General features: G+C 67.6%; 23 protein-coding genes. 10 read left to right on the top strand and 13 right to left on the bottom strand.

Going from position 1 to position 22290, the window contains the following annotated elements:
• Positions 1 to 28 precede the first annotated feature (28 nt).
• Positions 29 to 811 carry a siderophore-interacting protein gene (locus ACFWBU_RS06905; protein WP_378527873.1) on the top strand — a complete coding sequence of 261 codons (783 nt, stop codon included), beginning with the start codon at positions 29 to 31 and terminating at the stop codon, positions 809 to 811.
• Between the two features lie 80 nt (positions 812 to 891).
• Here the strand turns inward: ACFWBU_RS06905 and ACFWBU_RS06900 are convergent, their stop codons facing one another.
• A complete protein-coding gene (locus ACFWBU_RS06900; RefSeq protein WP_378527934.1) occupies positions 892 to 2079 on the bottom strand; it encodes a multidrug effflux MFS transporter in 1188 nt (395 codons plus the stop codon).
• A 108-nt stretch (positions 2080 to 2187) separates the two neighbouring features.
• Here ACFWBU_RS06900 and ACFWBU_RS06895 point away from each other — a divergent pair, with 108 nt between their 5' ends.
• Both ACFWBU_RS06895 and ACFWBU_RS06890 read left to right on the top strand, forming a co-directional pair.
• Entirely contained in the window at positions 2188 to 3102 is a 915-nt protein-coding gene (locus ACFWBU_RS06895) for a tyrosine recombinase XerC (RefSeq protein WP_240952167.1), read from the top strand.
• Positions 3103 to 3522: 420 nt separating this feature from the next.
• Positions 3523 to 4641 (top strand): MinD/ParA family protein, encoded by a 1119-nt coding sequence (locus ACFWBU_RS06890; RefSeq protein ID WP_072698887.1) that lies wholly within the window; start codon positions 3523 to 3525, stop codon positions 4639 to 4641.
• A 44-nt stretch (positions 4642 to 4685) separates the two neighbouring features.
• On the opposite strand, the gene ligD is transcribed toward ACFWBU_RS06890, so the two are convergent.
• Together ligD and ACFWBU_RS06880 are read right to left on the bottom strand one after the other, a co-directional pair.
• Positions 4686 to 5657: a non-homologous end-joining DNA ligase gene (gene ligD / locus ACFWBU_RS06885; protein WP_378527872.1), complete on the bottom strand. Its 972-nt coding sequence runs from the start codon at positions 5655 to 5657 to the stop codon at positions 4686 to 4688.
• A gap of 83 nt (positions 5658 to 5740) precedes the next feature.
• Positions 5741 to 6274 carry a M23 family metallopeptidase gene (locus tag ACFWBU_RS06880; RefSeq protein WP_378527870.1) on the bottom strand — a complete coding sequence of 178 codons (534 nt, stop codon included), beginning with the start codon at positions 6272 to 6274 and terminating at the stop codon, positions 5741 to 5743.
• A 303-nt stretch (positions 6275 to 6577) separates the two neighbouring features.
• Between ACFWBU_RS06880 and rpsB the strand changes: the two genes are divergently transcribed.
• From rpsB to ACFWBU_RS06850, 6 genes are all read left to right on the top strand, one after another.
• The gene (rpsB, locus tag ACFWBU_RS06875) at positions 6578 to 7447 is read left to right on the top strand and encodes a 30S ribosomal protein S2 (protein ID WP_169652423.1); all 870 of its coding nucleotides are present in this window, start codon (positions 6578 to 6580) and stop codon (positions 7445 to 7447) included.
• A 132-nt stretch (positions 7448 to 7579) separates the two neighbouring features.
• Positions 7580 to 8404, top strand: coding sequence for a translation elongation factor Ts (gene tsf / locus ACFWBU_RS06870; RefSeq protein WP_072698617.1), 825 nt, complete (start codon positions 7580 to 7582; stop codon positions 8402 to 8404).
• Positions 8405 to 8614: 210 nt separating this feature from the next.
• Positions 8615 to 9349: a UMP kinase gene (pyrH, locus tag ACFWBU_RS06865; protein WP_072698616.1), complete on the top strand. Its 735-nt coding sequence runs from the start codon at positions 8615 to 8617 to the stop codon at positions 9347 to 9349.
• A gap of 28 nt (positions 9350 to 9377) precedes the next feature.
• Positions 9378 to 9935 carry a ribosome recycling factor gene (frr, locus tag ACFWBU_RS06860; RefSeq protein ID WP_072698615.1) on the top strand — a complete coding sequence of 186 codons (558 nt, stop codon included), beginning with the start codon at positions 9378 to 9380 and terminating at the stop codon, positions 9933 to 9935.
• Positions 9936 to 9937: 2 nt separating this feature from the next.
• Positions 9938 to 10870, top strand: a complete 933-nt coding sequence (locus tag ACFWBU_RS06855; protein WP_072698614.1) for a phosphatidate cytidylyltransferase — start codon at positions 9938 to 9940, stop codon at positions 10868 to 10870.
• Positions 10871 to 10902: 32 nt separating this feature from the next.
• On the top strand, positions 10903 to 11601 hold the full coding sequence (locus tag ACFWBU_RS06850; RefSeq protein ID WP_378527933.1) for a class I SAM-dependent methyltransferase: 699 nt from the start codon (positions 10903 to 10905) through the stop codon (positions 11599 to 11601).
• Positions 11602 to 11621: 20 nt separating this feature from the next.
• Here the strand turns inward: ACFWBU_RS06850 and ACFWBU_RS06845 are convergent, their stop codons facing one another.
• A complete protein-coding gene (locus ACFWBU_RS06845; RefSeq protein WP_378527868.1) occupies positions 11622 to 12452 on the bottom strand; it encodes an HpcH/HpaI aldolase/citrate lyase family protein in 831 nt (276 codons plus the stop codon).
• 84 nt (positions 12453 to 12536) lie between these two features.
• Between ACFWBU_RS06845 and rlmN the strand changes: the two genes are divergently transcribed.
• Positions 12537 to 13646 carry a 23S rRNA (adenine(2503)-C(2))-methyltransferase RlmN gene (rlmN, locus tag ACFWBU_RS06840; protein WP_072698613.1) on the top strand — a complete coding sequence of 370 codons (1110 nt, stop codon included), beginning with the start codon at positions 12537 to 12539 and terminating at the stop codon, positions 13644 to 13646.
• A gap of 45 nt (positions 13647 to 13691) precedes the next feature.
• Here the strand turns inward: rlmN and ACFWBU_RS06835 are convergent, their stop codons facing one another.
• The 9 genes from ACFWBU_RS06835 to ACFWBU_RS06795 form a co-directional block, all read right to left on the bottom strand.
• Positions 13692 to 14432, bottom strand: a complete 741-nt coding sequence (locus ACFWBU_RS06835) for an ABC transporter ATP-binding protein (protein ID WP_378527866.1) — start codon at positions 14430 to 14432, stop codon at positions 13692 to 13694.
• The gene (locus tag ACFWBU_RS06830; RefSeq protein WP_378527865.1) at positions 14425 to 15198 is read right to left on the bottom strand and encodes an ABC transporter ATP-binding protein; all 774 of its coding nucleotides are present in this window, start codon (positions 15196 to 15198) and stop codon (positions 14425 to 14427) included. The genes ACFWBU_RS06835 and ACFWBU_RS06830 overlap by 8 nt, the downstream gene beginning before the upstream one ends.
• Positions 15188 to 17194 carry an ABC transporter permease gene (locus ACFWBU_RS06825; protein ID WP_378527864.1) on the bottom strand — a complete coding sequence of 669 codons (2007 nt, stop codon included), beginning with the start codon at positions 17192 to 17194 and terminating at the stop codon, positions 15188 to 15190. The genes ACFWBU_RS06830 and ACFWBU_RS06825 overlap by 11 nt, the downstream gene beginning before the upstream one ends.
• A gap of 53 nt (positions 17195 to 17247) precedes the next feature.
• Positions 17248 to 18480, bottom strand: a complete 1233-nt coding sequence (locus ACFWBU_RS06820) for an ABC transporter substrate-binding protein (protein WP_378527863.1) — start codon at positions 18478 to 18480, stop codon at positions 17248 to 17250.
• A 20-nt stretch (positions 18481 to 18500) separates the two neighbouring features.
• Positions 18501 to 19022, bottom strand: coding sequence for a carboxymuconolactone decarboxylase family protein (locus tag ACFWBU_RS06815; protein WP_378527862.1), 522 nt, complete (start codon positions 19020 to 19022; stop codon positions 18501 to 18503).
• Between the two features lie 139 nt (positions 19023 to 19161).
• Complete coding sequence (locus tag ACFWBU_RS06810) at positions 19162 to 19905, bottom strand: SDR family NAD(P)-dependent oxidoreductase (RefSeq protein ID WP_378527861.1); 744 nt, start codon at positions 19903 to 19905, stop codon at positions 19162 to 19164.
• Positions 19902 to 20735, bottom strand: a complete 834-nt coding sequence (locus tag ACFWBU_RS06805; protein WP_378527859.1) for a TauD/TfdA dioxygenase family protein — start codon at positions 20733 to 20735, stop codon at positions 19902 to 19904. Before ACFWBU_RS06805 ends, ACFWBU_RS06810 begins: the two co-directional genes overlap by 4 nt.
• Positions 20736 to 20801: 66 nt before the next feature.
• Positions 20802 to 21371 (bottom strand): nuclear transport factor 2 family protein, encoded by a 570-nt coding sequence (locus ACFWBU_RS06800; RefSeq protein ID WP_378527858.1) that lies wholly within the window; start codon positions 21369 to 21371, stop codon positions 20802 to 20804.
• Positions 21368 to 22273 (bottom strand): SDR family NAD(P)-dependent oxidoreductase, encoded by a 906-nt coding sequence (locus ACFWBU_RS06795; RefSeq protein ID WP_378527857.1) that lies wholly within the window; start codon positions 22271 to 22273, stop codon positions 21368 to 21370. The genes ACFWBU_RS06800 and ACFWBU_RS06795 overlap by 4 nt, the downstream gene beginning before the upstream one ends.
• Between the last annotated feature and the right edge of the window lie 17 nt (positions 22274 to 22290).

Here is a 22290-nt window from a genome sequence, read left to right as displayed (position 1 = left end):
ATATAGGTAACCCTTACCAGGAGGCGCAGTGGCCCGGAAATCTCCGTCATCGACGACCCTGACCGTGTTGCGCACGGAGACGATCGCCGAACACTTCGTCCGGGTCGTCCTCGGCGGAGACGGCTTCGGCGACTTCGCCGCGCGAGCCGACACCGACAGCTACGTCAAGATCGAACTTCCCACGGGAGAGGACACCGCGGTACGCACCTACACGGTGCGCCGGGTCGACGAGGCTGCCCGCGAGATCTGGATCGACTTCGTCGTGCACGGTGACCAGGGTGTCGCCGGACCGTGGGCGCGCAGTGTGCAGCCCGGGACCGACGTCGTAGTGCGCGGACCGGGCGGTGGATACCGGCCCGATCCGGCCGCGGATTTCCACCTGCTCGCGGGCGACGAGACGGCGCTCCCGGCGATCGCTGCTGCGCTCGAGTCGCTGCCCGGCGACGCTCGGGGGGCGGTATTCGTCGAGGTGGCGGGCGTATCGGACGAATTGCCCTTGTCCGCTCCGGCGGGTGTCGAGGTGCACTGGGTGCATCGTGGGGTGGCCGCCGGTGACGCACCGCAGGACCTGATCGACGGTAACGCGCCGCTCGTCGCCGCGGTGAAGTCGCTTCCGTGGCCGGCCGGGGACGTCCACGTCTTCGTGCACGGTGAGGCGGAGACGGTGATGAAGCATCTTCGTCCGTACCTGCGAAAGGACCGGGGCGTGAGTCCTGCCCGCGCCTCTATCTCCGGGTACTGGCGTCGTGGTCGTACCGAAGAAGGCTTCCGGACCTGGAAGCAGGAATTGGCGACCATCGAAGCGTCGTAACGGCATTCACAACGAGTGCGGCCCGGGTCCCCGGTGAGGGGAGCCGGGCCGCACTCGTCGTGCCGACGGGGCGCGTTGCGTCAGTGCGCAGGCTCGCTGGCGGCCTCGACGCGGGATTCCCTGGTGAGCACGGTGAACGCGGTCAGCGCGAGGGTCCCGCACACGAGGATCGAGATCGCCATCGGTACCGCGGTGCCCTCGCCGCCGAGTCCGACGAGGGGCGACACGAGTGCCGCGAGCCCGAACTGGGACGCGCCGATCACCGCCGAACCGGTGCCGGCCGCCTTGGGGACCTGCGACTGGGCGAGCGCGGTGGCGTTACCGAGGATGAAGCTGAGGCTGCTGACGCACACGAACATCAGCGGGAGGATCAGCCAAGGTGTGTACCCGACGACCAGGATCGACAGCAGCAGGAGTGCTCCACCGCAGAAAAGGGTGGTGACGCCGGCGCGCAGCAGCGACCGCGTCGGGAAACGTCCGATCAGCCGGCTGTTGACGATGTTACCGCCGACGAGACCGACGGAATTCACGGCGAAGACGAGAGAGAACTGTCCCGGGCTGAGTCCGAGGATCTCCTGCGTCACGAACGGGGACGCCGAGATGTAGGAGAACATCGCCCCGAAACTGAGAGCGAAGGTCGCGGCGTAGCCGACGAACCGCCGCTGCGACAGCACGTACCCGAAGTTGCCTGCCATGGCGGAGAAGCCGCCGCCGTGCCGCTTCTCCGGCGGCAGGGTTTCCGGGACGAAGAGCAGCACCGCGACGGTCATCGCGACGGCCAGCGCCGTGAGAACCCAGAAGATGCCACGCCACCCGATGGGGCCGAGAAGCGCGCCGCCGAGCAGGGGCGCGGCTACCGGCGCGATACCGCCGATGATCATCATGATGCTGAAAAGCTTGGCGGCCTGATCGCCCCGCGCGCGGTCGGCGATGACCGCACGCGCCAGGACGATTCCGATTCCGCCGCTGAATCCTTGGACAAGACGCGCGGCGATCAGCACCTCCACCGTCGGCGCCAGCGCGCAGAGGGCGCTGCTCGTCACCAGGACGAGCGTGCCGATGATGAGCAGTCGGCGTCGCCCCCAGCCGTCGGAGAGCGGCCCGATCACCAGCTGTCCCAGGCCGAGACCGGCCATGAACGTCGTCAGGGTGAGCTGGACACCGACCGTCGTCGTGCCGAGGCTTTCGGACATGACGGGGAGCCCGGGAAGGTACATATCGGTGGAAAGTGGTGCGATCGCCGACAGCAGCGCGAGCGCGCAGAGCATCGACAACGGGATTGTTTTACTCACTAACGAACTGTAACGGCGTGGCTCGTTGCGTCGTGCGGTGACTCCGCGCACGGTAGACCCATGCGAACCGACGGTCCGAGAGAACTGCCGCCCCCGCTCGCCGTGCACCTCGACGATTTCGCCGACCACCTCGCCCTCGAGAACAACCGCTCCGCCCACACCGTGCGCGCCTACTCCACCGATGTCCGGTCCCTGCTCGCCCACCTGGCTGCAACGAACCCGGACGCTCGCATCGCGGACCTCGACCTCGCGACGCTGCGATCGTGGCTCGCAGGGCAGGTCGAGGCCGGCGCGGCACGGACCACGATCGCGAGACGCACGTCGACGGCGCGGGCGTTCACGGCCTGGCTGGTTCGGACCGGGCGGCTCGACCAGGATCCGGCAGTGCGACTCGCGTCGGCGCGGGCACATCGGACACTGCCCACCGTGCTGCACGACGAGCAGGCCATCGAGGTCATGGAGGCTGCGAAATCGGGTGCGCAGGAACTCGACCCGTCGGCACTCCGCGACCGGGTCATCCTCGAGGTCCTGTACGCGACGGGCATCCGTGTCGGCGAACTGTGCGGGATGGACCTCGGCGACGTCGACAGCGAGCGGCGCGTGCTGCGTGTGCTCGGCAAGGGTGACAAGGAGCGGGTGGTGCCCTACGGCGTTCCGGCGGCCGACGCGCTCGATGCCTGGCTCCGTCACGGCCGCCCGCATCTGGTGCGGCCGTCGTCCGGCGATGCGCTGCTGCTCGGCAAGCGCGGCGGACGCGTCGACCAGCGCCAGGTCCGCACGGTCGTGCACGACGCGGTGTCGGCGATACCCGGAGCCCCCGATCTCGCGCCGCACGGACTCCGGCACAGTGCCGCGACCCATCTCCTCGAGGGCGGCGCGGATCTGAGAGTGGTCCAGGAAGTGCTCGGGCATTCGAGCCTCGCAACCACCCAGCTCTATACGCACGTGTCCGTCGCGCGGCTGCGTGCCGTGCACGAGCAAGCACATCCACGGGCCTGACGACCGGAACGTCGGCCCTCGTCGCCCGCGCGAACTGTCCTCCGCGCAGGGGTTCGCCCGGTGCGGACGTGCGCAGTCCCGCCCGGATTGATAGCGTGCGCGCCGCACCATCGAATTCGGGGGGATCAGATGAGACGCGACGAACCGGGCCATGCTCTGCCCGCGTGGCTGCGGGACCAGCCGCCTGCCGCAAGTGAGCCACCACCGGCACGGAAGTCTTTCCGCCGGGTGGTCCGGCCGGAGGGGGCAGGCTGCGAACCGAAGAGTGAGACGCCCGAGACAGCTGCCACCGCTGTGCAGGCGGCCGAGCGCCCCGTCGCGTCGGTCCCGTTCGGAACGCCACTCCTGCCCCCGGCCGGTGCGGCGGACGACGCGGGAGAGACACCGACCCCGGAGCCCGGAGCGCCGCGATCCGAAGACATGCCGCGCTCCGAAGAGACCGAGCCGTCCGTCACGGCTTCCGAACCATCCCCGGTGAACGCCTCCGGGGAGGACTGTCCCGATCCGGTGGTCGAGGCCGAGGAACCCTGGGCGCCGCACCAGGCCGGTGAACACGATCCGTCGGCGTTGCTCCCTCACGCGTTCGAGCACCAGCCGTCCACTGTCGATCTCGCGTCGGACGTGCTGGTCCGACGATCCCGTCGTTCTTCGCCGGCCGGGTGGCGCCGTGGTGTGCAACGGTTCGCGAAGGGACTCCTCGAGCCCGGCGACTCCACGGGGAGCGCTCGCCACGAACATCTCGTGGAACGAATCCGGCAACCGATCTCGGGGGATTACCGCATCGCGGTGCTGTCCCTCAAAGGTGGGGTGGGCAAGACGACCACGACGATCGGGCTCGGTTCCACGTTCGCCTCGTTACGTGGCGACTGTGTGGTGGCGGTCGACGCGAATCCTGATTTCGGCACGCTCGCGCAGCGCATCCCGCAGCAGACCGACGCCACGGTCCGGGACCTGCTCGCGGCAGCGCCCACGATCCGGCGCTATTCCGATGTCCGGGCGCACACCTCCCAGGCGCCGAGCCGGCTCGAGGTGCTGGCGAGCGAACGCGACCCGGCGGTGTCGGAGGCGTTCAGCGAGGACGACTACCGCGCTGTCGTCGACATCCTCCAGGTCTTCTACAACATCATCCTCACCGATTGCGGTACCGGGATCATGCACTCCGCGATGCGGGGAGTACTCGATCTGGCGAATGCCCTCGTGCTGGTGGGCTCGCCCGCGCTCGACGGTGCGCGGAGCGCTGCCGCGACCCTCGACTGGTTGCAGGCACACGGGTACGACGATCTGGTCGACCGCACGGTCGTGGTGATCAGCGCGCCGCGTCCGGGCACGTCGACGATCGACATGGATGCGCTGACTGCGCATTTCCTCGCGCGGTGCCGCGCACTGCATGTCGTCCCGTTCGACGAGCATCTGGCGGAGGGAGCCGAGATCGACCTCGAGCGGTTGCGGCCTGCGACCCGGCGTGCCTTCGTCGAGCTTGCCGCGATCGTGGCGGACGACTTTCCGCCGTTGTCCGGCCGGCATGCCGGCCGCGGCTGACGATGCGGGTGTCTCCGGTCCGGCCGAGGGTCGCGGCGCGCTCCTCAGTGCTTGCCCGGTAGCTCGACCTCGGCCGGTGACTTGTCGGTCCGTAGTCCTTTCCAGCTCGGATGGCGCAGGCTTCCGCCCGCGTATTCGCGGAACTCCACGTCGCCGACGAGGACAGGCTCGACCCAGTGCGCATCGCGGGTGTCGCGAGCCGGTGCCGGGACTGCCAGCGGGCTCGTCGTCCGCTCGAGTGAATCGAGTTGTGCGTGCAGCGTCCGCCGGGTCGCGGCGGTGAAACCCGTGCCGACCTTCCCGATGTACACCAGATGCCCTTCGTCGTCGTGCGCGCCGAGAATCAGGGAGCCGATACCTCCGGCGGCCGACCCCGACCTGGGCAGCCAGCCGACCACCACGGCCTCGGTGTTGTTCCGCAGTGGTGACTTGATCCAGGTCGGCGCCCGGGCCCCGGGCAGATACGTCGAGTCGAGCCGTTTGGCCACTACGCCTTCGAGTCCGTGCAGGCGGGCAAGGTCGAGCATCTGCGCGCCGTCGACATCGGTCCAGTACGGGGGGATCTTTACCTGCGCACTCGGTCGCACCAGGTCGTCGAGCACGGCCCGGCGCTCGGCATACGGCAACGCGGTGGTCGACCGGCCGTCGACGGCGAGAACATCGAACAGGTACAGCACCACCGGGATCTCGCGTCGCAACGCGGGCGTAGGCCGCTGCACGTGCATCCGGCGCTGGAGCCGGTGGAACGACGGTCTTCCCTTCGCATCGAGCGCGACGATCTCGCCGTCGAGTACCGCCTCGCGGCCGCCCAGGGCGAGCGACACCGGGCCGGGCAGTTCAGGATAGGAGACGGTGATGTCGTTGCCGTTGCGGCTCGAGAATCGGCAGCCGTCGGCTCCGGCCCGCGCGATCGCCCTGACACCGTCCCATTTCATCTCGAATGCCCAGCCGTCCCCGGCCGGCAGCACGCCGAGGGTCGCCAGCATCGGGGACGGTTCCGTCGGCGAGGACCGCATAGACCGAGTCTGCGGCATCCGCCCTGGCGGTGATCGGCGAATCGGGAGCGTTGCCCCCGGCTACTGCTCGTCCTCGATGCCGGTCACACCGGATGGAGACGGATAACCGGTCGCTCCACGAGGGGGAGGGGATCGAGATACTCGTCCCGGTCCCGGCGCAGTCCCCAATGCAGGCACGCCGCGACCGGGCACCCCTCGTGACCGCTCTCGACCGTGCCGATCGGATCGCCGCGCCCGATGCGCCGCCCGGACACGACCGCGGCGACGACGGGTTCGTACGTCGTGCGCAGCCCACCGGGATGGTCGACGGACACGACCGGCTTCCCCGCGACGGTGCCTGCGAACACCACCACACCGTCACCCGCAGACCGGACGTGCTGTCCGGGCGACGCGGCCAGGTCGACGCCACGGTGACCGGGCAGCCAATTCCGGTCGGGCGGGTCGAAGGCGCGAGTGACGGCGGGCCGGGGATCGAGCGGCCATCCGAACAGCGGACCGGCGGGCGGCCCGTCGGTCCGGAGGGGGCCGCCCAGGGCCGGGACCGTCCCCACGGTGAACACCAGCACCGCGAGGCAGGCGCTGCGGGACACGATCCGGCGGGCGGCCGCGATACTCATGCAGGAAGGGTGCCGTCCGCAGCCGCCCGAGCGACAGACCCGATCCGGGGTCTGTGGACAAAGCGGGAGTGCTCCACAGGGGCGACGTGCCGGTTTAGCGATCCGGCACCTGGGCACGTACACTTGTCGGGCGGTCTGTGTTCGCAGATCGACTTCGCGCGTCCGCGCACGGTGTCACCCGTTCGTACGGTGTACACCCGATGGCCGTCGATCGGTCCCGCAAGGGTTCGACGGGCATGTGGACGCCAGGGCGGGGATCGCAAGATCGCCCGCATCAACCGACACGAAAGAGAGACAACAGCCATGGCTGTCGTAACCATGAGGCAGCTGCTCGACAGCGGCGCCCACTTCGGTCACCAGACTCGACGCTGGAACCCGAAGATGAAGCGGTTCATCTTCACCGACCGCAACGGCATCTACATTATCGACTTGCAGCAGACGCTGACGTACATCGACAAGGCGTACGAATTCGTCAAGGAGACCGTCGCCCACGGTGGCACGATCCTGTTCGTCGGCACCAAGAAGCAGGCGCAGGAATCCATCGCCGAAGAGGCCACTCGCGTCGGAATGCCGTACGTGAACCAGCGCTGGCTCGGCGGCATGCTCACCAACTTCTCCACCGTCCACAAGCGCCTGCAGCGCCTGAAGGAGCTGGAGGCCATGGAGCAGACCGGTGGCTTCGAGGGTCGCACCAAGAAGGAAATCCTCATGCTCACGCGTGAGATGAACAAGCTGGATCGCACCCTCGGTGGTATCCGCGATATGGCCAAGGTTCCGTCGGCCGTGTGGATCGTCGACACCAACAAGGAGCACATCGCCGTCGGTGAGGCTCGCAAGCTCAACATCCCGGTCATCGCGATCCTGGACACGAACTGCGATCCGGACCTCGTCGACTACCCGATCCCGGGTAACGACGACGCGATTCGTTCGGCTGCGCTTCTGACCAAGGTTGTCGCTTCCGCCGTCGCCGAGGGCCTCCAGGCCCGCGCCGGCAAGAGCACGGACGCCGACGCCAAGCCCGAGGCCGGCGCCGAGCCGCTCGCCGAGTGGGAGCAGGAACTGCTCTCGCAGGCCACCCCGGCCGCCGAGGCCGAGGCCCCTGCTGCAGAGGCTCCCGCCGCGGAAGCTCCCGCTGCCGAGGCATCTGCCGCGGACGCAACGCCCGAGGCCTGATCCCGATGGACGGCCCCGACCGGTAGATCGCAAGATCCATGGTCGGGGCCGTCTGTTCGCGAGCGGCCCGGACATTCGCTGCGCCGCCCGCACTCCGAGACTTTCCATCACAGACACAGGAGGCTCGCTTCCATGGCGAACTACACCGCCGCCGACGTCAAGCGTCTCCGTGAGCTCACCGGCTCCGGAATGCTGGACTGCAAGAATGCTCTCGCCGACAACGACGGCGACTTCGACAAGGCCGTCGAGCAGCTGCGCATCAAGGGTGCCAAGGACGTGGGCAAGCGCGCCGAGCGCTCCACCGCCGAAGGCCTGGTCGTGTCCAAGGACGGCGTGCTCGTCGAGCTGAACTCGGAGACCGACTTCGTCGCCAAGAACGACGAGTTCAAGGCTCTCGCCGACACGATCGTCACCGCGGCCGCGCAGGCGCGTCCCGCCGATGTCGACGCCCTCAAGGCCGTCGAGATCGACGGCAAGACGGTCGACGCGCTGGTTCAGGAGATGTCCGCGAAGATCGGCGAGAAGCTCGAGCTTCGCCGCGTCGCGTCGTTCGACGGCCAGACGTCCGTCTACCTGCACAAGCGTGCGTCGGACCTGCCGCCGTCGGTCGGCGTCCTCGTCGAGTACACCGGTGAGGGCGACGCTGCCGCCGAGGCCGCGCGTGCCGCCGCGATGCAGATCGCTGCGCTCAAGGCCAAGTACGTCACCCGTGACGAGGTCCCCGAGGACATCGTCGCCAACGAGCGTCGTATCGCCGAGGAGACCGCAAAGGCCGAGGGCAAGCCCGAGGCTGCGCTCCCGAAGATCGTCGAAGGCCGCGTCAACGGCTACTTCAAGGATGTCGTGCTCACCGAGCAGGCCTCCGTCACGGACTCGAAGAAGACCGTCAAGGCGATCCTCGACGAGGCCGGTGCCACGGTTGTCCGCTTCGTGCGGTTCGAGGTCGGCGCCAGCTAGAATGTCTGCTTCTCGACCCCGCCGGCTCTCTGCCGGCGGGGTCGAGGTGTGTCAGGGCACGCCCACCGGCACGCGCACGGCCGCCGCACGGGCGGTCCGCCGCCGTGCGAACGGTCATGACACAGCGTGTCGTCTCGCGCCCGGTCTCGGTTCCACCGGGTCGATGAGGCAGGATGAAAGGGCCGATTCATGCGCAACCAGAGGAGAGTCATGTCCGAACACGCCCACGAACGGCCCGGTTTCCGCCGGGTGCTCCTCAAGCTCGGCGGCGAGATGTTCGGCGGCGGCACCGGCAAGGTGGGGCTGGATCCCGACGTCGTGACCACGGTGGCAGAGCAGATCGCCGAGGTCGTGCGCAGCGGTGTGGAAGTTGCCGTGGTGATCGGCGGCGGAAACTTCTTCCGCGGCGCGGAACTGCAACAGCGCGGCCTCGAACGCGCTCGCTCCGACTACATGGGCATGCTCGGCACGGTCATGAATTCCCTTGCGCTGCAGGATTTCCTGGAGAAGCAGGGTATCGACACCCGCGTGCAGACCGCCATCACGATGGGGCAGGTCGCCGAGCCGTATCTCCCGCTTCGCGCCCGCCGGCACCTCGAGAAGGGCCGCGTCGTCATCTTCGGTGCGGGCATGGGCATGCCGTACTTCTCCACCGACACCACCGCCGCGCAGCGCGCGCTCGAGATCGGGGCCGATGTCGTGCTGATGGCGAAAGCCGTCGACGGCGTCTATTCCGCCGACCCGCGGGTGGTTCCCGATGCGGTGATGTTCGAGGAGATCACCCACCGCGAGGTCATCGAGAAGGACCTCAAGGTCGCGGACGCGACCGCTTTCAGCCTGTGCATGGACAACTCCATGCCGATCATGGTCTTCAACCTGCTGACCAAGGGCAATATCGCCCGGGCCGTCAACGGTGAGAAGATCGGAACGCTCGTACGGTCATGAACGGACAACGGAACATGGAGGAACTGCCGTGATCGATGAAGCCCTCTTCGAAGCCGAGGAGAAGATGGACAAGGCCGTCACGGTGGCCAAGGACGAGCTCGGGGGCATCCGCACCGGACGCGCGAATCCCGGCATGTTCAACCGCATCGTGGTGGACTACTACGGCTCGCCGACGCCCGTCACGCAGATTGCCAGTATCAGTGTGCCCGAGGCACGCATGGTCATCGTCAAGCCGTACGAGCAGTCGCAGCTCGGCGCGATCGAAACTGCGATCCGCAACTCCGATCTCGGCGTGAACCCGAGCAACGACGGGCACATCATCCGCATCTCGGTGCCGCAGCTCACCGAGGAACGTCGCCGCGAACTCGTCAAGCAGTCCAAGTCGAAAGGCGAGGACGCGAAGGTTGCCGTGCGCAACGTCCGGCGCAAGGCGATGGAAGAACTCGGCCGCATCCAGAAGGACGGCGAAGCCGGCGAGGACGAAGTCAACCGCGCGGAGAAGGAACTCGACAAGACCACGGCCAAGTACGTGGCGCAGATCGACGAACTGATCAAGCACAAGGAAGCCGAGTTGATGGAGGTCTGACGGTGGGCAGAGCCGACGGGTCTTCAACCCCGCAGCTTCCACTCGGTGCCGAAGGCGACTCCGGTACCACCCCCGCAGTCTCGGACTCGACATCCGGTACCGCACCCGCGAAGCCGGCCTCCCGTGCCGGCCGAGACCTCCCTGCCGCGATCGCGGTGGGGTCCGGGCTCGGCGGTCTTGTCATCGTAATTCTGCTGTTCGCCCCGACTGCCTGGCTTGCCGTGGTCGCGGCGGCGATCGCCATAGCAACGTGGGAGGTCACCAAGCGCCTCCGCGAAGCCGACGTGTCGGTTCCGCGCGTGCCTCTCCTGCTCGGTGGGCAGGCGATCATCTGGCTGGGATGGCCGTACGGCACCACCGGCGTACTCGGTGCCTTCGCGGGCACCGTTGTGGTCACCATGTTGTGGCGACTGTTCGACCGCGGCTTGGCGGCGCAGCCGCACAACTATCTCCGGGACACCGCGGTAGCGGTGTTCACCGCGGCGTGGTTGCCGCTGCTCGCCTCGTTCGCGACATTGATGGTCCTCGAAGATCAGGGTGCCGCCCGCGTCTTCTGCCTGATGCTGGTGTGCGTGGCGTCCGATATCGGTGGTTACGCGGCGGGCGTGCTGTTCGGTAAGCACACGATGGCCCCGGCGATCAGCCCGAAGAAGTCCTGGGAAGGATTCGGAGGTTCGCTGGTCGCCTGTGTGGCCGTAGGAATCCTCACCGTCACCTTCCTGCTCGACGGCCCGTGGTGGGTCGGTGCCGTCCTCGGCGTGGTCCTGGTCTTCACGGCCACGGCCGGTGACCTGATCGAATCCCAGGTCAAGCGGGAACTCGGCATCAAGGACATGGGCACACTCCTGCCGGGCCACGGCGGCATCATGGATCGGCTGGATTCGATCCTGCCGTCCGCATTCGTCACCTGGCTGATCCTCACCGCTTTCATCTAGTGGCTGTCGGCAACAGCGGCCGCGACCGGGGCGTGATAGCGAGCCCCAACATCTGGCACTGGCCCGCGGTCTACGAAGAGGAGAACCGGGCCCAGGACACCCGCGGCGCCGTTTATGCGGCGCTGCGGGAGTCGGTCGACTGGACCGGCCGTGATGTCGTCGACGTGGGATGCGGCAGCGGCTACCATCTGCCGATGTTCGCCCGTGCGGCGCGCACGGTGACCGGTGTGGAACCCCACCCGCCGCTCGTGGCGGCGGCACGGCGCCGGGTCGAGGATCTGTCGACCGTCCGGGTTCTGCGAGGATCCGCCGCGTCTCTGCCGTTGCCGGACGCCTCCACCGACCTCGTTCACGCCCGCACCGCGTACTTCTTCGGCCCCGGATGCGGGGCCGGAATCCTCGAGGCCATGCGGGTGCTGCGGCCCGGGGGAGCGCTCGCCGTCGTCGATCTCGACGCGACCGCCCATCCGTACGGAGAGTGGATGCGCGCCGACCTCCCGCACTACGACCCTCCGGCCGTCGAAGCGTTCTTCCGCGCCCAGGGATTCGACCTGCGACGCGTCGACACGGAATGGGCGTTTCCGGACCGTGCGGCCCTCGAACGCGTGCTGGGTATCGAATTCGGCCCGGAGGTGGCATCCTGGGCGATCAGGGAAACACCCGGCACGACACTGACCGTGCGCTATCGCCTCCACGTCCGTCGCAAACCGGCAGGCGTCGAAATACGCTGAGCCGGACCGCGTCGTGCCCGTCAGCGCGACACGCCGACGTGGAATGCCCTCGCGAGTTCGGTGATCTTCTTCGCTTTCGCCAGTGTGGGCAGGTCGCTGCCGTCGTGCACACCGTGGCCGTCCTCGCCCAGTTCGTCGATCACCCGGCGTGCCCATCCGACGTCCTCGGCGCTGGGACTCAACGCCGCGTTGACATACGGCGTCCGCTCCGGCGTCATACAGAGCTTTCCGGTCATGCCCATCGAGCGTGTGCGCTCGGCATCCTGCCGCAGCGCCGCCGGGTCGGCGCTCAGCGACGGACCGTCGACGGGCCCGGGCAGGCGCGCGGCGCGACTGGTGATCACCAGACGCGACCGCGGGTAGGCCAGGGCCAGCGGCGAATCGCTCATACCGGTGTCGCGCCGGAAGTCACCGCTGCCGAAGACGAGGCGGAACGTGCCGTCGGCCCGGGCGATCTCGGGCGCGGCCTCGAGACCGGTCGCCGATTCGATGAGCACCAGGATCCGGGTGCCGTCGGGCATCGCGTCGGCGGTGGCATCGACCTGCTGGCCGCTTTCGGTCTTCGCGAGCATGACTCCGGCGAGATGCGGGATCGCGCTCAGAGCTGCGAGGTCGTCGGCCCAGTGCGGGGTGCTGGTGTCGTTGATGCGCACCCACGCAGAACTGCCGTCGCTGATCCAGTGCGCCACGGCGGCGCGGGCGTCGGCCTTGCTCGCGGCCGGAACCGCATCTTCGAGGTCCAGAACGATCGCGTCGGCGGGCGACGCGGCCGCGGCGTCGAATTTTTCCGGTGCGGTGCCGGGCACCAGTAGCCACGATCGGGCGAGTTCCGGAGCGATGCTGGTGGCCATAGAGCCATGGTCCCCCTGCCGATAGGCGAGCATCACAGCAACGGCGAGTCCGGGCCGCTCCGGTTCATGGGAGAATGGATCATTATGGCTTCTTCTCTGCCCCTGGTATTCGACGCACCCAAGCGCGGCATGCCGCCGCGACACCTCGCCGACCTCGATTCCGAGCAGCGACGTGAGGCGGTGCGGGAGCTGGGTCTGCCGGCGTTTCGCGCCGACCAACTCGCTCGCCAGTACTACGGGCGTCTCGAGGCGGACCCGGCCAAGATGACCGACCTGCCCGCAACGGTGCGGGACACGGTGGGCACGGCCCTGTTCCCCCCTCTGCTCACCGCGGTCAAGCACATCGCCTGCGACAAGGGCGAGACCCGCAAGACGCTGTGGCGCGCCCACGACGGCACACTCCTCGAAAGTGTGCTGATGCGCTACCCCGACCGCGCGACCCTCTGCATCTCGAGCCAGGCCGGATGCGGGATGGCGTGCCCCTTCTGCGCGACCGGCCAGGGCGGTCTCGACCGCAATCTGACGACCGCGGAGATCGTCGATCAGGTGCGTGCGGCCGCGGCCGCGCTTCGCGACGGTGACGTAGCCGGCGGGCCGGGGCGACTGTCCAACGTCGTGTTCATGGGCATGGGCGAACCGCTCGCGAACTACAAGCGGGTCGTCGCTGCGGTCCGTCGTATCACCTCGCCGGCACCCGACGGCCTCGGTTTGTCCCAGCGTTCGGTCACTGTCTCGACGGTCGGGTTGGCGCCCGCGATCCGCAAGCTCGCCGACGAGGGGCTGAGCGTGACGCTCGCCGTGTCGCTGCACACCCCCGACGACGAACTGCGCGACACCCTCGTACCCGTGAACAACCGCTGGTCGGTGAAGGAGGTGCTCGACGCCGCGCGCTACTACGCCGACAAGACCGGGCGCCGGGTTTCCATCGAGTACGCGTTGATCCGCGATGTGAACGATCAGCCGTGGCGTGCCGACCTGCTGGGCAAGAAGCTGCACAAGGCACTCGGCGCGCTGGTGCACGTCAATCTGATTCCGCTCAACCCGACGCCGGGTAGCGAGTGGGACGCAAGCCCCAAGCACGTCGAACGCGAGTTCGTGCGGCGCGTACAGGCCCAGGGCGTCTCCTGCACGGTGCGTGACACCCGCGGCCAGGAAATTGCCGCGGCGTGTGGCCAGCTCGCCGCCGAAGGCTGAGAACGGGGCGACGTGGCGACCCGGACCACCTCGGACTGAGCCGGCTCAGACTGCTCGATCCTGCTTCGCCTCGAGGTCGCCGGCGCCGAAGTACGCTGCCTCGAGACGATCCCGGTCGGCCAGCAGTTCCGCCGCGCTGCCCTCGAGGACGACGCGGCCGTGCCCGAGCACGATCGCGCGGTCCGACACGGCGAGAGCGAGTTCGACGTGCTGCTCCACCAGCACGACGGCGATGTTCTCGTCGCGAGCGAGATCCCGGATGGCGGGCAGCATCTGTTCCACGACGAGCGGTGCCAGCCCGAGGCTCATCTCGTCGACCATGAGGATCCGCGGTTCCGCGAGTAGCGCCACCGCGATCGCGAGCATCTGCTGTTCACCGCCGGACAGGAGACCGACTGTGCGCGACTGCAATCGGGCAAGAGCCGGAAACCTGTCGAGAACGAGTTCTTCCCGGGCACGGTCGGCTGTACTGCGGGCGAGCCGGAAGTGGTCGCGCACCGTCATGGTCGAGAAGAGGCCGCGGTCGTCGGGAACGAGTCGGATACCGCGCCGCGCCATCCGGTAGGGCCTGCGGTGGTCGACCGGGGCACCGAGGGCGGTGACCGCACCGCCCATCACCGGAAGCAGTCCCGCGAGTGTCAACAGAGTCGTCGTTTTGCCCGCGCCGTTGGATCCGAGGATCGAGACGACCTCACCGGCGGAGACGGTCAGGTTCACGTCGGAGACCGCGGCGACGCCGTTGTAACCGGACGTCATGGATTCGGCGGTGAGCACCACGTCAGCCATGAGTGGTCTCCATCGGTGTGCCGAGATACGCAGCGATCACAGCAGGATCCTTTCTCGCCTCTTCCGGTGTGCCCGAGAAGATCACCTTCCCGAACTCCATGACGTAGATGCGGTCGCACACACCGAGAATCAGCGACATGTCGTGGTCGATGAGCAGCACTCCCGGACCGCCGCGCGCCACGGCACGGATACGCTCGGCGAAGTCGAGGCTCTCCTGGCTGTCGAGGCCCGCGGCGGGCTCGTCGAGCAGCAGCAGGCGGCAGTTCCCGACGAGTGCACGTGCGACGCCGACGAGTTTCTGTTGTCCGAGGGTGAGATCGCGCGCCGTGGTCTCCCCGAGATCGCCGAGGCCCACCGCATGCAGCGTCGAGGCCACGAGTTCGTCCGTGCCGGTCTTCCGGCGGCCGAACAGATCCCGCCACAGCGTCGACGGTCCGCCGGGACGCAGGGCGGCGACGACATTCTGCGCGACGGTGAGGTTGCCGAAAAGCTCACCGGATTGCCATGTGCGGGACAGTCCGGCGCGTCTGCGCAGATGCGGCGCACGTCCGTCGAGCCGTGTGTCGCCGAGAGTGATCTCGCCGCCGTACTCGGTGAAGCCGGTGACTGCGTCGACGAACGTGGTCTTGCCGGCACCGTTCGGCCCGATCAGTCCGACGATCTCCCCGGAGCCGACCGTCAGCGACACGTCGTCGTTGGCGACGACGCCTCCGTAGGCGACGGTCACGTTCCGCGCGGACAGCCGCGCCGGTTTCTCATCCGGCATCACTCACCGCAACCTTTCTGTCGTCGGCGTTCGGGGCGGAGTCGGTCCCCGGTGGGGCAGGTGGTCGCGATCGGCGGGAGCGGACCAGATCGGCGATCCTGGATGCTTCTCCCGCCACACCGACGGGATTGACGATCGCGGTGGCGATCAGCGCCAGTCCGGAGATCAGCGCGTAGTAGTCACCGAAATCGAACACGTTGTGCAGCAACACGTAGACGATCCCCAGTGGCCCGATGACGCCGGCGATCATCGCGCCGCCGACCGAGGTGATGCCGCCCAGGTAGGCGACCGCAAGCACCTGCAATCCCACGAAGACCGTGAAGGACTCCGCCGAGAGCTGGCCTGCGCTGTACCCGATGAGGCAACCGGCGACACCGGCGATGAAGGCGGAGAGACCGAACCCGACGAGCTTGGTCAGCCGCACGTTGATGCCGCTCGCGGCGGCGGCGCGCTCATTGGCGCGTACTGCCAGAAACGTCCGGCCCGTGTCGCCGGACGCGAGCCGGATGAATCCCCAGACGACCAGGACTGCGACGACCAGGACGGTGAGGGAGAACGACAGACGCGCGATGTCGCTGCCCTCGCGCACACCGAGATTCAGTCCGAACAGCGTGGGGTTGGCGATGGGATTTCCCGACGGAGGGGTCAGGCTGTAGTTGTTGAAGACGAACCGCTCGATGGCCAGGGCGGCCGCGATGGTGACGATCGCGAGTTGCGCGCCCCGGATTCTGAAGGCGGGCAGCGCTATCAGCATTCCCAGCCCCGCCGCGACGAGCGAGCAGAACACCAGTGCTACCGGGAACGGTAGACCCCAGCCGGTGGTCACCTTCGACAGCATGAATCCTGCCGCTCCGGCGAATGCCGCCTGCGCCAACGAGATCTGGCCGAGGTAACCGGTGATCACCACGTACGACAGGGCCAGGAGCATCAGGATGATCGAATAGGTCAACCCGAAACGGTACGTGCCGGAGGTGACCGCCAGCAGGACCCCGGTCGCGACGACCACGACGGCGGCGGGGATCGGCCGGAAGCGCGGAATCCGCACATCGGGCAGTTTGACCGTCTGGAGCGAACCGCGGGACGGTATCCGTCCGCCGAACGCGAAGAGGATCACGATGATCACGAGGAACGGCACAACCTGGTCGACGCCGGATTGCGCCCACACCGGCCACCAGTTCTCACCGGTGAGCAGGTTGAGCACCGATTGGAATGCTCCCAGGGCGAGCGAGGCGATCACGATCGTCGCGACGGACTCCATCCGGGCGACGAGGAGCACCGCGAGAGCGGGCACGACGAGCAGCGAGTAGTTGAGAGGATTCAACCCGGTCAAGCTCGCGCCCAGGACGACACCCATCGTGCTGACGAACGACGCCATCACCATCGCGAGTGCGGCGAGGCGGTCCGCCGAGAATCCCATGAGCGTCGCGCCCCGCTCGTTCTCGGCGGCCGCCCGGGTAGCCGCACCGGCCCGCGTGAAGCGGAAGTATGCCCAGATCAGTGCGGAGAGCGCCACCATGATCCCCGCCATCACCAACTCGGCGGACGAGACGGTGGTGCCGAAGACGTCGAGGGAGCCGTCCGGGACGATCGCCTCGATCGGAATGTTGTTCGGGCCGAACCGAAGCACCACCAGCGCCTGGATGGTGAGCATCAGTGCGACCGAGACGACCACCTGCGCGAGTGCCGGTGCGCGCCGGACGGGCCGGAACACCAGGTAGTGCGTGAGAAGGCCGAGGAGCAGTGCCATGAGCAGCCCGATGGCCAGCGCCACCGGGGTGGACGGTTTCTCGTCGAACTCCAGGCTTCCGATCGGCAGAACCAGTGTTCCGTCGCGGCGCAACTGCGCGAAGACGTACGCGCCCCACATCGCGGTCGCGCCCTGGGCGAAGTTGATGATGCCGGTCGACCGGTAGACGAGCAGCAGGCCGCCCGACAGCCCGATGTACACCGCTGCGAGGCCGAACCCCAGGACGATGAACTGCAGGTAGGTGCTCATGGTGTACTCCGGCGCGTCTCGGTCGTCATGTCTCGGTCGTCATGTCGTGATCGTCAGGACGCGGGCATCAGGGACGGATCGAGGTCGATGTATCCGTTCTCGTCCACCGAGCGGAGAGTCCCGTCCTCCTGCACCTCGAAGAAGATTGCCTGCGCGTTGCAGGTGGTGGCGACCCCGGGCCATTGCTGCCCGTCGCACGTCACCGTGGGTCCTGCGAACGAGGGGAAGTCCTTCACTGCCTTGAACGCGTCCGTGACCGTGCCCGCGGTGATCTCTCCGCCGTGGTCGGACAGGATCTGGGCGATGTTGACGATCGCGGCGAACGTGTAGATCGACCGCGACGACAGTTCGTTCCCGTAACCGACCGCGTCCATCGCGTCGGCGAAGACGTCGAGTTGTTCCTGCACCTCGGCGGGCGCCGACTCCTTTGCCAGCGGCACCCACAACCGCGGCTGGGTGACGATACCGGCGGCGTCGGTCCCCATCTCGTCGATGAACTGGGAACACGACCCCGCGAGGATGGTGTCCTCGTAGCCTTGCCGGCGCAAGGCCTGGAACAGGCTCGTGCATCCGTCTTCCGGCAGAGCGATCACACCGGCCATGTCGGGGTTGTCCGCAAGCTGTGTCGCGGCAACGACATTCAGATTCGCGCCCGACGCCGGGGGATACTGCACGCTGACATCGATGCCCATTCCCTCGGCGATCGGCATGATCAGATCGTCGACGTAGGCATGGGAGGTCGGGGATTCGTTGACCGCGAGAGACGCGGTCGTCTTCCCCATGGTCTCGAGCGCTGACATGCTGGCGAGCGCTGCGAACGACACGGGGCCGGTGAAGTAGAACGCCTGCCCGTATTCGGCGGCGTCGGCGACGAACGATCCGGCGAGCGTTCCGATGATGGGGATACCCGCAGAACCGAGGATCGGTACCGCGGCCCCCATGCTCTGATCCACCGCGTCGATCACGAGCGGCACATTCTTCGAGACGAAGCCGTTGGCGCAGTTGATGGACGTTTCGGGGCTGCCGTCACCACCGCACACATCCACTTCGAGTGGGCGGCCGTTGATGCCTCCGAGCACCTCGTTCACGTAGTGGACGCCGGCTTCGAGCCCGTACGCGGTCTGCGGGTACGCGGTTGCACCTTTGATGGGTGCCTGCGCGCCGATGACGATGGGGGCGCCGGTGGGTGCGGCGGCGTCTCCGGACGCGTCGCCGCCGCTCGATCCGCACGCCGACACGGTGAGTGCGGCCACTGCTGCGATCGCACCGATATGGAGCTTCTTCATGGGTGTGCCACTTTCTCGAATCAGTCGCGGGAAGTGAGAGATCGGGCGGCGAGTGTGTGTTCGGGGAGGTACGGCACCAGGCCGGGTTCGGGCTGCACGTCGAACGAGCGCAACGCGGTCGCCAGCATCGCGTAACACCCGACCGTGAACACGATGTCCATCAGTTGCTGCTCCCCGAACTCGCCGGAGAGCACGCGCCACGTCTCGTCGGACACCGCGCCCTCGCCGATCAATTCGTCGGTCGCCGCCAGCAGTGCGCGGTCGATGTCGGACCATCCCGGCGCTGCGGGGCCTTCGGCGATGCCGGTGATCTCGTCGGCCGTGATGCCGGCACGATCCGCGAGGATGACGTGCTGGGCCCATTCGTAGTCGGAGTGGCGAAGCGTGGCGACTCGGAGAACCATCAGTTCCCGCTGCCGGATCGACAGCGTGGACTGCGCCAGCAAATGCTTGTTGAAGCTCAGAAACGCCATCGCCAGCGACGGGTGGCGGGCCAGCGTGCCGAGCAGGTTGGTTCCCGGTTGCCGCTCTTCTTCGGGCACGTTGCTCGCGACGGCTGAACGGAAACCCGTGACGTACGCTGCAATCTCCTCTGTCCAATCCTCTTGGGGAGCGGGAGAAATCCGGACCATCGTGCTCGGTGTCCTTTCGTCGGGAAGATGCGTGCTCGGCAGAGCGCGATCAGGTGTTGCGTCCGCCGTTGACGCCGATGACCTGGCCGGTGATGTAGCCGGCCTCCTCGCTGACGAGGAACGCGCAGGTCGCCGCGATGTCCTCGGGCTGCCCGATCCGCCCGACGGGCGTCTTCGCGGTTTGCTGATCGAGGTCGACGAATCCCTTCTCGACCGTGCGGCGCAACATGGGTGTGTCGATGAAACCGGGCGGAATCGTGTTGACGGTGACACCGTGCTTGCCGAATTCCAGGGCCAGCACCTTCGTCAGTCCGACGACACCCGACTTGGCGGACACGTAGCCCGCAAGCCCGGGGGAGCCGCTGTGGAAACTCGAGGACGAGATGTTGACGATGCGGCCCCAGCCTTCGTCGAGCATGTCGGGAAGCACGGCCTGGCAGCAGTCGAATGTGCCGGTGAGGTTGACCGCCAGCGACTTCTGCCACAACTCCGCGGTGATGTCGAGGAAGGGAGAGTCGAGGGAGAGCCCGGCGTTGTTCACGAGAACGGTGGGCCGGCCCAGGCGGGAACGCACCTCGGCGACACCGGCGTCGATGTTCGCTCGGTCGGTGACATCGACCTGCACACCGAGTGCTTTTCCTCCGGCCTCGACGATCGTGTCGGCCGTCGCGGCTGCGGCATCGCCGTCGAGGTCGAAGATCGCCACCATGTTCCCGTCGGACGCGAGACGCAGCCCGATCGCCCGGCCGATACCGGAACCTCCGCCGGTCACTATCGCGATGCGGTCGCTCATTTGATCGGCTCCCGTCCGGCGATGGTCGAGCGGTGCATCACGCGCGGCTGCGACCTGTCGAACGCGCAGGCTCGGTGCAGCAGGCCGTGGTTGTCCCAGACGACCAGGTCACCGACCGACCAGGTGTGTCGATACACCCGATCCGGGGTCGTTGCACGCTTCTCGAGATCCTCGAGCAACGCCCGCCCCTCGTCGAAGTCCATCCCCACGATGTGCGATGCGAACGCCCCGATCACCAGCGAGCGGCGCCCGGAATCGTGTTCCCAGACCAGGGGGTGCTCCCGTGGAGGGCGCGACGCCCACTCGTCCAGCTGCGCCTGCGTCGGGTTCGGATAGGACCGGCGCTGGATGGCTTCGAAGGTGTAGACGGCGTGAAGATCGGCGAATCCCTCCTTCTCGTCGTCGGTCAACGCGTCGTAGGCCGCGTACGTGCTGGCGAACTCGGTCTCGCCGCCGTCGGCGGGAATGATTCGAGCACTCAGCATCGTCGCCTTCGCGGCAACGTCGTCGCTCAGGCCGTCGATGTGCCAGAAGACGTTGGAGGCAAGATATTCCGCATTCGCGTTGGCAGGGTCGAAACTGACCTCCATCACTTCCTCCGCGGCCGGAGGCACGTCGGGGAATGCGCGCAGGGGGCCGAGCTTGCGGCCGAACGCCACTTGGGCGTCGTCGTCGGCGTGCAGTTCGCGGAACAGCAGGACGCCGTACTGCTCGAGCGCGTCCAGGCACGCCCCGGGTAAGTCCTCGTCGTGGAGCAGTCGGTCGACGTCGACGTCGAGGATCTCGGCCCCGACGTTCTCGCTCAGCTTTTCTAGGGTGAGTGTGCGCATCCGTCATTCCTCGCTTGTGATCATGGGTTCGCGGGCAGGTGCCGTCGGCAGATTCGGGTCCTGCTGTCAGCCCGGGACGTTCGGCTCCCGGACGTTGGTCAGCGGGCGGGTGTACGACGGGTCGCTCGTACTCCGGGAAGGTGCGCCGTTGTCGTGGATACCGGGCACGTCGGCGAACGGGATCTCCATCGACGGAACCATTCCCGACCACTCGATCATGTTGGTGCGCAGAGCGATACGCCACTGGCCGTCGCGGCGTTCCAGCCGGTCGATGTACCGTCCGCCGGCAACCCAGTTGCTGTCGTCGAGGTTCCGGGCGGCGAACAGGTAATAGGTCTCGGTGTGTGCGGTGTCGCCGTCGATATCGCACGTGTGATTGAGCAGATTGTGGTGGGTGGCCTTCTGGCCCCGGGCGTGCATGTCGGTGGACCAGTCGTACAGGTCCACCGGTCCGCCGACGAAGCTTCCCGCGGCGATGATCGCGTCGGGGTGGAAGGCCGAGAGGAAGAGATCGCGGTCGAAGCGATCCATCGCCCGGCTGAACCGCGTGAGCGTATCGAGAATGTCCTGGCGATCGAGGATCGACTCGAGTCTGGCGATCCTGTCCGGGGAAAGTCCTGTCACCGGCGTGGTCATGGTGCGCTCCGTTGCATTCGGGGGGAGGAGGTGTGGGCGTCGGCGATCGGCGACCAGAGGGGTTCACCGCGCGTCGCCCGGAGAGACGGAATCGTTCTCCCGTCGATATCGACGATGCCGTAATGCTGCGCGAGTTCGGCAGTGATGAAGGTGCCGCCGGATCGGGTCATCACGTCCGGATCGTTCGCAAGAGCCCCGATCACCCGGCCCGGAAACTCCGGTGAGCAACCGTTTTCCGGGCGGGTCGCCGACCCCGCCGTCAACCCGGGGATGGCGGCGAGATTGCGTTCCGCGCGTTCGGTGAAGGTCAGGCCCTGCCAGAGCGAGACCGAGGCCACGTCGTGGGGTTGTAGTTCGACCGCCATGTCGCGCGCCATGCGGTCCACCGCGGACTTGGCCGTCCCGAAGACGACGCCGTAGGTGTAGGCCACGCCGGTATAGCCGGACACCGCCACGATGAGCCCGGATCTTTGCGGAACCATCAGTTTCGCGGCGTGCCGGGCGGCGACGAAGTTCGACCGCACCCCTACATCCACCATCTCCCAGTTCGACAACGGCTTCTCCCAGAAGGGATCAGGGTCCGTCAGATCGTCGGGAAGCGAGAACGCATTGTTGACGAGGATGTCGAGGCGGCCCTGTTCGTTGCCGACACGCTCGAAGAGGGAGGCAACCTGATCGTCGTCCGCGTGGTCCACCTGGACGGCGACGCCCCGGCCGCCACGGTGATCACACTCGGACGCGGTTTCCCCGATGGTGCCCGGGAGTGGGTGCGTGCCGGGCGTATTCGTGCGGCCACTGGCATAGACAGTGGCGCCCTGTTCCGCCAGTGCCAGCGCGATCCCCTTGCCGATACCGCGGCTGGCGCCGGTGACCACAGCGACCTTGCCCGACAACGCACCCATTCGAACTCCTTACCGCT

This window comes from Rhodococcus sp. NPDC060084 (genome assembly GCF_042730335.1).
GTDB lineage: Bacteria > Actinomycetota > Actinomycetes > Mycobacteriales > Mycobacteriaceae > Rhodococcus.
This window is presented reverse-complemented; position numbering and strand designations above follow the sequence as displayed.